The following is an 11,320-nucleotide window of genomic DNA, read 5'->3' as shown; positions in this document are numbered from 1 at the left end:
CGTGAATTGCGCCGTAAGCGGGAAAGAAAACGATATGCTGGACGTATCGGATTCGCCATCCATACTGATGCATAGGAGGTTGTGATGACTGAACTGAACGCCAAGGCTGACATTGTAGTTGGTGTTGATGGTTCCGACGAATCGTTCGCGGCATTGAAATGGGCCCTTGAAGAGGCCGCGCTGACCGGTCAGAACGTCAATGCGGTATTCGGCTGGACCCATTCCTGGGACATGGGGTCGGAGCCCGATAGCGACGAGGCTTGGGCCACCATCCGACATGATATAGCGAATGAACTGCGCGACTGGGTGGATCGAGCCGCCAAAGGCATTGACTTCGATCCTGCGAACCTCAAACTCACTTCCGTCAAGGCTTCGGGCACCGCTGCCCTGTTGCAGATCGGGCATAACGCCCAGCAGATAGTCGTGGGGCGGCGTTCACTGGGGCGCGTGGCGCGTTGGTTCCTCGGTTCGCTATCCGCCTCCTTGGCCGAAGAAGCGCAGGTTCCAGTGACCGTGGTGCGTATCAGCGGCAGCGAAGAGGAGACCGTGACCGACGCCATCGCCAATGCGCTCACCCCAAGTGACACGACGGTGCATTACGTGAATCCCGCGCCTGAAGCCAAGCCGGCCGGCCGGCCGGTGGTGGTTGGCGTCGATGGCTCAGAGACCTCTCGGCACGCCTTTGATTTCGCGTTGGAACAGGCCCGCATCCATGACAAGCCGCTGAACGTGATGTTCTGTTGGCAGTTACGCGACCTCGGGGTAATCCCGGGTTATGAGAACGCCGTTGCGCCGGTGGAGGTCGGACAGCAGCGCGCCGAAGCGATACTCTCGGATCTGATGGCCAAGGTATCCGTTCCCGAAGGCGTGAAAGTCGCCTTCGACGCTTTCCATATCCCGGCGTCCAAGGGACTGATCGCCGCTTCCCGGTATGCAAGTCATCTGGTGGTCGGGTCGCGAGGCCTGTCCGGTCTGGATGCGCACTTCCTCGGCTCGGTGTCCCGTCAGATCGTCAACTTCGCCGAATGCACGGTGACCGTCGTGCACTGAGATAATCGTTCCGTGGGGCGCTCCCGTCGCGAAGCGTCCTACGGATTCTTTTCCCCCTTCCACAGCACCCCATGGATTCTCCCCACACACAGCACCCCAAGGTATTTCTGGCGGAACTCTCCCTACAATGAAGCCAGGCATTCCCCACGTAGTATTCTGCGTCTATTGCTCGTTGTGCGAAGCGTCATCAGCATCATCCGGGGAGTCGATGTCCGTATCATCGGTGTCGACGACTTCCTCGGTCCTGCTCTGACGAAGCTGCTCGATCAGATCGATGACGGTTTCCAATTCCGGCGACACATCTTCCGATACGCCGGAATCATCGTCGACCAAATCATCATCCATGTCGCCGTCATCATCACCGTCATCCACGGTGGTGTTGGCAAGAATGTCCTCTTCGGTGGCTTCGTCATCCTCATCATCATCGTCATCCTCGTTATCGATATCGTCATCGTCGATATCGACGCCAGCGGAATCCTCATGATCAAGAGCGTCATCGTCCGGTTCGGACTCGTCGTCGTCATCACGAATGGTGCCGTCTTCCCCGTCATCGGAATCCGATTCAGCCGACGTCTCGTCGGACAGCGAGCCGGGATCCGCATCACGGTATCCAGCCACCGCATCGGAGGCATCCGTCACCGAGATTGTCGCATCGTTCTCGGTGATATCGGTCGAGTCGGCAACGACGTCCTCAACATGGCTCGAATCACTGCCGTCCAGGCCGCCTTCCGACAATGCCGTCCCTTCTGGCGCGCCAGACACGTCAGTCGGCTGCGTGCCGGCGTGTCCGGCATCAACGGCATCAATAGCATCCGCAGTGGTATCGGAGGCCTCTCCCACCTCAGATACGGTCGTCGTCTCGTCCGTCGCTTCGGAAACCTCGGCAACCTTGACAGCTTCAGGCCCGCCAGCCTCAGCCTCAAATCCAGCCTCAGCCTCATCATCATCCAAGATAGGCGACTGCCTGCGCGTCTTGGCATGCGCCACGATATCGATATGCAGGTCATCGAGAGCTGGCTTGGACTGCACCCAGATGCGACTCGGCTCAGGGGGTTCGATTTCGGAATGCTCGCCACAGCCATGATCGAGCGAGACCACACGACCGTCATCCGGGCTCCACTTGTTGGCGCAGACGCCGAACATGCGGTTCAGCTCGCCCGTCAGCGGCACAAAGAACCCGCAATCCGAGCATAAATTGCCGTCCGCGGTCTTGGTGCTCAATGCCTTGGGACCTCGAGGTCCGTCATACCAACGCTTGGCCGCCTGTGCACGCCCCAGCGGGCTCAGCACATGACGCCGCGTGAGCCGAAAGGTCTCAGCGGCATCATTGACATCCTCGAGTGAGGATTCCTCGATTTCACCGGTTTCGATGCGTTCATCGTCGGGATCTGTGCCAATGGAGTCGGTCGGTGAAAGATCGGTGGGCTCCAGACGGTCCTTCCACGGAATCCACTTCGGCGGCAGCAGCGCGTCCTCAGTAGGAATCAGTGAGGATTCGTTGACCGTCCACGAGCCGAGTTCCGGGTCGTGATACAACGTCACCGACCACTGCCATCCCTCGTAACCGCGGATATGGGCAGCAAAACGGAAATCGGTGACGTAGTCCTCCATCTCGTTGGCGGTGACGAACTCGCCTACCTGTTCAGGTTCGTCCGCAACCTCGAACAGCACGGCCTGCGCTATGGCGCGAGGATCGGGCGTCACCGTGGTCTCATCAGTATCGGTCATGGATCAATCAATCCTGTACATCAAATTGATCCGCCACAGCACGCAGCAACGAAGCAAGCTTCTTGCTTTCGGCGGAAGACGGGTAGCGGTGTCGACGCAGTGTGTTGCCTGCGGAGTCAAGCATCTTGATGAGGTCCTCGCAAATGGCAGCCATGTCATCCGGCTTGGGACGGGTGGCCTTCACCAGGCTCGGTGCCGATGCGATCAGGCGTACATCCATGGCCTGCGGGCCACGACGTCCGTCCACCACGGAATACTCCACCTTGGCACCCTTGCGCAGCGTAGTGGCGCCAGAGGGCAGGGCCTGAGCCGGCAGGAACACGTCCTTGCCTTCCTCACTGGTGATGAAGCCATAACCCTTGGCTGCGTCAAACCAACGAACTCGACCGGTGGGCATTGCGAAACCTTCCTTAGTGCTTAGGGAGTAATGAACCGAAGGTATAGTGTACCTCACAGGCCTTGACCTGTGCCACCGGGCTGAGTCGTCTTACGCTTTACGCTCACCTGAGAACCACGAGGTCTTCGTTTTGGCGGGCTTGGTCTGCGTCTGATGTCCGGCCGGCGCGGAAGCCATCCGTTCGATGGGCAGGATGACGGTAAAAGTGAGGCCGCCTCCCTCCGTACCGGTGGCACAGATGAAGCCATGATGCGCTTTGACTACGGACTGTGCGATGGCCATGCCTAATCCGGTGCCGCCCTTCTGCCGTGCCCGCGAAGGATCGGCGGTGTAGAAACGCTCGAAAATCTTCGACCGAGATTCAGGCGGAACGCCGGGGCCATGGTCCACGAACTGCAACACGGCATACCGGTATCCGGTCTGCATCGAAGCGCCGACTTCGGCGGCATCGATGAAGCGCCGCATCGACGCCTCTGTGGTAGGCATCTGGGACAGCTGCCGGGGGTCGATGGCGGCGGGCATGGTGCCAATCGCCACTTCCGCCGGAGAATCGGCAGGGGTATACCGGTGGATGTTGCCCACGATATTGGTGACCACTTGGCGCAGGCGCGACGCGTCACCGGACAAGGTTACGGCTTCCCAGCCGCCATCCGCCAACTGCAACGATGCCGGATGGCTCATGTCCCGACCTGGAGCCAGCGCCAGACGATTGCGCATGATCGTGCGGTTCGGGTCAAGCGCATGCAGGTCATCCACGGCATCCGTGACCAGAGAGGCCAGGTTCACGCTGCCCGTCACATCAATGCCACGGCCTTCGTCCAGCCGAGCCAAGGACAGCAAATCCTCCACCAGCACGGTCATACGCTGGCTGGAACGTTCAATATGTTCGATCGATTCGTCGGCGCGCTCCAATGCACCGGGCATGTCACGCTGCATTTTGTACAGTTCCGCGTATCCGTGGATCGCTGCGAGCGGAGTGCGCAGCTCATGGCTGGCGTCGGAGACGAACCGCTTCATCTTCTCGGTGGTCTCTTCCTGCTCATGGAAGCTGACCTCTATTCGGGTGAGCATCGTGTTGAGCGAGGCGGCGAGCGACCCCACTTCGGTGTTCTCCGGAGCGGATGGGATACGCTGGCTCAAATCGCCTGCGGCGATCTTCGCCGCTGTTTTCTCCATACGCTTGAGCGGAGTCATTGTCTGCTGAATGATCAGCGTGGATAATGAGCCGCCCAACAGCAGTACCGCGATGCCCACGACCACGCAGTAGCGAGTCAGCGTATTGAGCGTATCGATCTGGTCGGAAAGCGAAAGACCGATATACATCACTCCGCGTATCTTCTCGACTCCTTTGGAGTCTCGTTCGGTCCATTGCATCGGCAATACGCGCCATGGGGAATTCGCCGAAGCAAGCGTGGCATGGCTGACATTGTTGCGTGGATCAGTCAACACCGTAGTGACGCGGCTGGTGGATTGGGAGGAGTCGCTGCCATCCGTGCCGCCGCCTCCGGAGGCATCGCCCTGTGCGGGAGACTGTGCGGTGTCACTCTGCACCTGAACGATCTGCTTGGCGACTGCGGGGGCGGTGAACACCTGCCCGAGCGTGATACCCGAGGTATCACCGTCCGAAGGAAGCACCGGTATGGAGACCAGACCATCCTTCAGCTGTGGCAACAGCGGCGTCACCGTCAGGGGATCGCCGTCCGCATCCTTGGTGCCGTCCGTGTATTGCAGCTGAAGGAAATAGGAATTGGGGCTGGTCAGCCCATTCGAATTGTCGTCTTTGGCCAGAAGATCGATGTTGTTGAACACCAGCTGGCTTTGCACACGAAGCTGCGTATCGACCTTCTCCATCATGTAGTTGCCCACCAGAGTGCGAATCGAGAAGGAAATCACTGTGACGCCCACAAGCAGCACCACGATGGTGCAGGCCACAAGTTTGCCGCTCAGCGAGACACGGTCAAGATGGCGCAGGAAAACATTGCGCTTACGCTCGTGATGCTCCTTGAGATATTGCAGTCCCGGCACATTCACACGTGGACTGCTGTCTGTCGAGGTGTTTGCCATGGAGCTCTTGGTGCCGGAGACTGCGGGCGATGCCGGAGAAACTGGCTGCGGGGACTTCTCAGGGCTGGTCATGCACACCTGCCGTCTTAATGCTTCGGCTCGCGAATCATGTAACCGATGCCACGCTTGGTTTCGATCAGCGGGGTCACCTTGTGCTTTTCGCCATTGTCATCGGTGACTTCGATGCCATCGACTTTCTTGCGCAGATAGGAGATGTACGATTCCACAATGGCGGCATCCCCTCCCCAGTCGTATTGCCAGACATGGTCCAGGATCTGGGCCTTGGACAGCACACGGCCTTCGTTATCCATCAGGTAGCGCAACAGCTTGTATTCGGTGGGGCTCAGATCGATGGGCTGACCCGCACGGGTCACATCATGGGAGTCTTCGTTGATTTCCAGATCGGCGACGCGGATGATCGGATCGTCTTCCACCTGCTCCCGGGTACGGCGCAGGATGGCCCGGATGCGCGCCACCACTTCCTCAAGGCTGAAGGGCTTGGTGACGTAATCGTCGCCGCCTACGGTCAATCCCATGATCTTGTCCTGGGTGTCGTCGCGCGCGGTCAGGAACAATACCGGCGCATCGATGCCTTCCTGCCTGATGCGGCGGGTTACCGTGAACCCATCAATGTCAGGCAGCATGACATCAAGCACAATCAGATCCGGCTGCACCTTCTCAATCACTTCGATGGCTTCGGAACCGGAAGCTGCGGTGTTGACCTCGAATCCGGCGAAATGCAACGAGGCGACCAGGAGTTCACGAATGGACGGTTCGTCGTCTACGACAACAATCGATGCTTCAATAGGCTTACTCATGTTTTCTAGAGTGGCGCGCTCGTCTGGGTGTTTCCTGAATACTCGCTTGAAGTTTTTTCCTGGGCTTCTTCTCGGTGCTCTTATGAGCACTCTTGCGCCGACGACGCTTCACCATCACAACGGCGACAACGGCCAGCACCACCAGCACACCGACCATGATCGCGACGCCAAGCATCACAGTGGAGCGTGATGTGGTGGTCTTCTTGGACTGCACAATCTGGTCCATCATGGCAGTGGCCGCCCCAGGCCAATCAGGCGTGCTCTTCATCAAAGGCGCCTGCGCGGCATCAGACAATTTGTCGACCGTGTCCTGGTTTCTCAGCCACTCATCGGAATTGGAAGAGACCGCCACGACCAGATTGCCATCATTGGAGGCCACCGCCAGCAGCACGGTGTTGGGCTGGGGATTGGTGGATTCCAATACATTGGAGGCCCATTGTTGCGGCGTCTGTTCGCTATTGAAGCTGGACAGGTACAGCAAGTGGACATGCACGCCGGTTTCCTGTTCGGTCTGCGCAATGGCATCGGTGACTTCGGCGGCATGGGATCCGAGCAGGTTCTCCGTATCGGTGATGTTATCGGTGATGGTGACGCCACTGTTCGAACTGTTCGAATCATTCGTGCTTGGATCCGAGTTATCCCCATACGCATTGACGGTCAGCGACATGCAGGCAAGCACCAGTGCAACAAGCGCGAAAACCGCACGGACAAGCCAATTCCCCGCCTTGCGTCGTTGAGTCGTACTGCATGATGCCGAAGCTGGAACCACATTGGTCATAAAAACGTCCGCCCAATTCGAATTTGCCATAAGCTCCACCATAGCGTTCGGTATTCGCAATAACGAACGCCAGTTACAGAGCCCATCATTGACAGAAAGGAGCAACGATGCCCCAATATCAAGTAGATTCCGAGCGAATCCAATCATCGTCGGCCGCTGTGGCAGGGTCGGTGGCACAAATCAGGCAGGCCGTCGGCGGCATGTATACCAATCTCGCCGCGCTGCAAGAGGCCTGGCGCGGATCGGCGGCCACACAATTCACCTCAGCGGTAGCAGGGTGGCGAGCGGCACAACAGCAGATGGAGGCCTCACTGGAATCAATACAGCGTGCACTGGCTTCAGCGTCCACGGTATATGCGGACGCCGAAGCCGCGGCTTCGCGGCTGTTCGCGCAATGACCGATGCGCCGTTTGCATTCCTGGTTAACCCAATGAACTGATACAAAATGAGTGTCGGGGAAGCTCCCGAAGGAACCTCCCCGACACTCAGTCAGTTCGAGCTGTCAATCAGCTAGCGATCGGATACCGATCAGTAGCCCATGTCAGCGCCGGCACCAGCCGGGGCGGCAGCCTTCGGCTCCGGCTTGTTGGCGACGACAGCCTCGGTGGTCAGGAACAGGCCGGCGATGGAGGCGGCGTTCTGCAGAGCGGAGCGAGTCACCTTCACCGGGTCGGTCACACCGGCGGCCAACAGGTCTTCATACGTGTCGGTGGCAGCGTTGAAGCCCTCGCCCTCCGGCAGAGAACGGACCTTGTCAATCACCACGTCACCGGACACACCGGAGTTCTCGGCGATCTGCTTGATCGGAGCTTCGATGGCACGGAACACGATGGCGGCACCGGTAGCCTCTTCGCCGGTCAGGGAGGTGACAGCCTCGTCCTTCTCGGCCTTGGCAGCAGCCTGAACGAGAGCCACGCCACCGCCAGGCAGCAGACCTTCCTCGATAGCGGCCTTGGCGTTGCGCACGGCGTCCTCAATGCGGTGCTTGCGTTCCTTAGCCTCGACTTCGGTGGCAGCACCGACCTTGATGACGGCCACGCCGCCGGCCAGCTTGGCGAGACGCTCCTGCAGCTTCTCGCGATCGTAGTCGGAATCGGTGTTCTCGATCTCGGCACGGATCTGAGCCACGCGAGCGTCGATGTCTTCCTTGGAGCCGGCACCCTGAACGATGGTGGTCTCATCCTTGGAGACGATGACCTTCTTGGCGTGGCCGAGCACGGAGACGTCGATGGAGTCGAGCTTGAGGCCCAGCTCATCGGACACGACCTGAGCGCCGGTCAGGATGGCCATATCCTGCAGCATGGCCTTACGGCGGTCGCCAAAGCCCGGAGCCTTGACTGCGCAGGACTTGAAGGTGCCACGGATGTTGTTCAGGATCAGGGTAGGCAGAGCCTCGCCATCAACATCTTCGGCGATGATCAGCAGCGGCTTGCCGGTCTTCATGACCAGCTCGGCGACGTGCACGATGTCCTGCTGAGAGGAGACCTTGCCGGAGGTGAGCAGGATGTACGGATCCTCAAGCACAGCGGTCTGATCGTCGGCATTGGTCACGAAGTACGGAGCGATGTAGCCCTTGTCGAAGCGCATGCCCTCGGTGAAGTCGAGGTCCAGACCGAAGCGGTTGTTGTCCTCGACGGTCACCACGCCGTCCTGGCCGACCTTGTCCAGAGCCTCAGCGATCTTCTCGCCGACTTCGGGATCGGCGGCGGAGATGGTGGCGGTGGCAGCAATCTGATCCTTGGTCTCGACGTCCTTAGCAGCGGCGACGAGCTCCTTGACGATGACTTCGGTGGCCTTCTCGATACCACGACGCAGGGCGATCGGGTTGGAGCCTGCGACCACGTTCTTCAGGCCCTCGTGAACCAAGGACTGGGCGAGCACGGTTGCGGTGGTGGTGCCATCGCCGGCGACATCGTCGGTCTTCTTGGCGACTTCCTTGACCAGCTCGGCGCCGATGCGCTCGTACGGATCCTCGAGATCGATCTCCTTGGCGATGGACACGCCATCGTTGGTGATGGTCGGAGCGCCATAGGTCTTGTCGAGCACGACGTTGCGGCCCTTCGGGCCCAGCGTGACCTTGACGGTGTTGGCGAGCTTGTCGAGGCCCTCCAGCATGCCCTGACGGGCTTCCTCATCATAAGAAATGATCTTTGCCATGGTTGTGTGTTCCTCCAAATGGCTATGTATACCGTTATCACCCGCGAGAGCCGATGGGCGAACCGACCGTCAGCTGCCGGTTATCACTCTCGCCCTCCGAGTGCTAACTGTGACATTAGCACTCTCCGCCCGAGAGTGCCAACATCGTGTTTGGAGATTGCGCTATCGGCATGAAAACGAACCTGCCCGCTGGGAGACCACGCAAAAGGTCCCGGTCGATGAGACATCACCAACCGGGACCTTATCTGCGTCGTTGCGGGCAAACCACTCACTCGGGACGTTCTTCGCCAGAAGACAACTTGACGACATCCTTAGCCTGAGTACCTTTACCAGACGAGACGGGCGTATACTCCACCCGATCGCCCTCATACAGCATCTTGAACTTATTGTTGCTGCCGTCGTCCTTGATTTCCGCGTAATGCACGAAAACGTCCTCGCCTCCGCCGTCCGGCTGTATGAACCCGAACCCCTTCTTGGCAAGGAAGAACTTTACGGTACCTTGTGCCATATCTGATCTTTCCTTTGTTCCCTAGGCGTCGCGAACATACCTTTAGGGAACGTAGAAAGAACCGCATCGCGCTCCCCCTACCTCGCGACTAGAGCATGATTGTACAGTGACGAGGGAACAATGCCAATCAGAAGCCGAAGAACAAGAAAAAATCGTCTCACTACATGGGCTGAATAGCTCGTCCGGTTTTCCACAAACCCAACGCGATTACACCTGAAATCCAGTCACATCGCCGCTGCCTATGATCGTCGCGATATTCTCCTTGATCCTTGGCGCAAATGCTAGTTCAGCAGCACAACGGTAATCGGAGCGGACAGTCCCTGAACCTGCTCCACCGCGGTAATCCCCAGCGTATTGGCCACGTCCTGAGCGGTGGCCTTGTCGGTTTCATTCTGGTACCACACCACCGTGCCGGTAGGCAATGAACCGGTAGGATTGGCCGCCTCCACACTGGTATATCCTGCGGTCTGCAACACGTCCGCCTTCTGTCCGGCGTATCCGGAGACTCCGGTACCGTTCACCACACGCACCTGTGTGGCCTTGTTCACAGTAGCGGTCTGGGCTTGTTGCGTTTGCTGCTGCGCATTCTGGTCGCTGCTGGACGAATCGCTGCTGGACGAATCGGCTGAGGAACTCGAATCATCGCTTGCCGACGAATCACTGGTAGAGGAATCCGAGGAACTCGAGGAATCCGAAGAGTCGGATGCCGACGAATCGGACTTCGTCGTGGATTGCGTCGTGTCACTGGACGCCGTCGTGGATTGGGGTGTCTTCAGATTCAGCAGGTTCTGATACTCGCCGCTGCCGTACGCCCACGCACCGAAGCCGCACAGCGCAGCCACCACGATCACGATGATGAACGGAGCGATACGGACCATGACCGGACGGGAACCGCGATGAGCCCCGACGGGACCCTGGGGCGGATTGTCGAAGACATCCTGTTCATATGATTCGTAGGTCACTTTGTCGCGCGCCATACGCCGGCCTCCTTCATGCAAACTACACCCGAGTGTAACCGTCCGGCACGAAATGGGCTAGCGCGTCGCATGCCATGCCACGGACATGCACTGTATATGCACGTTTGGCTAGAGTATGGAACCATGATCAAACCGCTGAGCGAACTGGTAGAACCGGGCTGGGCGCATGCCTTGGCCGATGTGGAGCCCGTCATCCATCACATGGGTGATTTTCTGAGAGCGGAAAACGCGGCAGGGCGCCCTTGGCTGCCCGCAAGCCACAATATCCTGCGCGCGTTCACCATCCCCTTCGACACCATCAAGGTGCTCATCGTCGGGCAGGACCCCTATCCCACACCCGGCCATCCCGTCGGATTGAGTTTTTGCGTGGCGCCTGATGTTCGCCCGCTTCCCAAGAGTCTTATTAACATATATAAGGAACTGGTGGACGACTTGGGAGTTCCTATGCCGTCCAATGGCGACCTGACGCCTTGGACCACACAGGGGGTCATGCTGTTGAACAGATGTCTGACCGTGGGTGTGGGCAGACCGAATTCCCATCAAGGCAAAGGATGGGAACAGGTCACCGAAGCCGCTATCCGCGCCCTGAACGCCCGCGTGGATGCCAACGGCAAACCAAAACCGCTGGTGGCCATTCTCTGGGGGCGCAATGCGCAAAGCCTTGAACCGCTGCTCACTAACGCCACCATCATCAAGTCGCCCCATCCCAGCCCATTATCCGCATCACGCGGGTTCTTCGGCTCCAGACCCTTCTCCCGCACCAATCAAGCCCTAATCGCCCAAGGCGCCACCCCGGTTACATGGACGTTGGCGTAAAGCAAACAGTCAGTGTTGGTAGTTACA

At 58.9% G+C, this 11,320-nt stretch carries 10 protein-coding genes and 1 pseudogene; 3 read left to right on the top strand and 8 right to left on the bottom strand.

The window, feature by feature from the left end; genetic code table 11:
• Positions 1–84: 84 nt before the first annotated feature.
• Positions 85–1,050 carry a universal stress protein gene (locus tag BREU_RS06940; protein ID WP_044088659.1) on the top strand — a complete coding sequence of 322 codons (966 nt, stop codon included), beginning with the start codon at positions 85–87 and terminating at the stop codon, positions 1,048–1,050.
• A gap of 492 nt (positions 1,051–1,542) precedes the next feature.
• On the opposite strand, the pseudogene BREU_RS12705 reads toward BREU_RS06940, so the two are convergent.
• The 5 genes and pseudogenes from BREU_RS12705 to BREU_RS06915 form a co-directional block, all read right to left on the bottom strand.
• Positions 1,543–2,778, bottom strand: a pseudogene (locus BREU_RS12705) (DUF3027 domain-containing protein); the annotation flags it as partial.
• A 7-nt stretch (positions 2,779–2,785) separates the two neighbouring features.
• Entirely contained in the window at positions 2,786–3,175 is a 390-nt protein-coding gene (locus BREU_RS06930) for a cold shock domain-containing protein (RefSeq protein WP_044088660.1), read from the bottom strand.
• 90 nt (positions 3,176–3,265) lie between these two features.
• Complete coding sequence (locus BREU_RS06925; RefSeq protein ID WP_044088737.1) at positions 3,266–5,239, bottom strand: HAMP domain-containing sensor histidine kinase; 1,974 nt, start codon at positions 5,237–5,239, stop codon at positions 3,266–3,268.
• Positions 5,240–5,325: 86 nt separating this feature from the next.
• Positions 5,326–6,057 (bottom strand): response regulator transcription factor, encoded by a 732-nt coding sequence (locus BREU_RS06920; RefSeq protein WP_044088661.1) that lies wholly within the window; start codon positions 6,055–6,057, stop codon positions 5,326–5,328.
• Positions 6,050–6,724 (bottom strand): TPM domain-containing protein, encoded by a 675-nt coding sequence (locus BREU_RS06915; protein WP_044088662.1) that lies wholly within the window; start codon positions 6,722–6,724, stop codon positions 6,050–6,052. The genes BREU_RS06920 and BREU_RS06915 overlap by 8 nt, the downstream gene beginning before the upstream one ends.
• Before the next feature lie 218 nt (positions 6,725–6,942).
• Here BREU_RS06915 and BREU_RS06910 point away from each other — a divergent pair, with 218 nt between their 5' ends.
• Positions 6,943–7,233, top strand: coding sequence for a WXG100 family type VII secretion target (locus BREU_RS06910; protein ID WP_044088663.1), 291 nt, complete (start codon positions 6,943–6,945; stop codon positions 7,231–7,233).
• Positions 7,234–7,363: 130 nt separating this feature from the next.
• On the opposite strand, the gene groL is transcribed toward BREU_RS06910, so the two are convergent.
• The 3 genes from groL to BREU_RS06895 all read right to left on the bottom strand — a co-directional run bounded on the left by groL (position 7,364) and on the right by BREU_RS06895 (position 10,477).
• Positions 7,364–8,992 carry a chaperonin GroEL gene (gene groL, locus BREU_RS06905; RefSeq protein WP_044088664.1) on the bottom strand — a complete coding sequence of 543 codons (1,629 nt, stop codon included), beginning with the start codon at positions 8,990–8,992 and terminating at the stop codon, positions 7,364–7,366.
• Positions 8,993–9,260: 268 nt separating this feature from the next.
• Positions 9,261–9,500 (bottom strand): cold-shock protein, encoded by a 240-nt coding sequence (locus tag BREU_RS06900; RefSeq protein ID WP_033890233.1) that lies wholly within the window; start codon positions 9,498–9,500, stop codon positions 9,261–9,263.
• A 281-nt stretch (positions 9,501–9,781) separates the two neighbouring features.
• The gene (locus tag BREU_RS06895) at positions 9,782–10,477 is read right to left on the bottom strand and encodes a LytR C-terminal domain-containing protein (RefSeq protein WP_044088665.1); all 696 of its coding nucleotides are present in this window, start codon (positions 10,475–10,477) and stop codon (positions 9,782–9,784) included.
• Between the two features lie 123 nt (positions 10,478–10,600).
• On the opposite strand from BREU_RS06895, the gene BREU_RS06890 reads away from it, so the two are divergent.
• On the top strand, positions 10,601–11,293 hold the full coding sequence (locus BREU_RS06890) for a uracil-DNA glycosylase (protein ID WP_044088666.1): 693 nt from the start codon (positions 10,601–10,603) through the stop codon (positions 11,291–11,293).
• Positions 11,294–11,320: the final 27 nt, after the last annotated feature.

Origin of the sequence: Bifidobacterium reuteri DSM 23975 (genome assembly GCF_000741695.1) — a bacterium.
Taxonomy (GTDB): domain Bacteria; phylum Actinomycetota; class Actinomycetes; order Actinomycetales; family Bifidobacteriaceae; genus Bifidobacterium; species Bifidobacterium reuteri.
The sequence above is the reverse complement of the archived record's forward strand: the minus strand, read 5'-3'. Positions and strand labels throughout refer to the sequence as shown.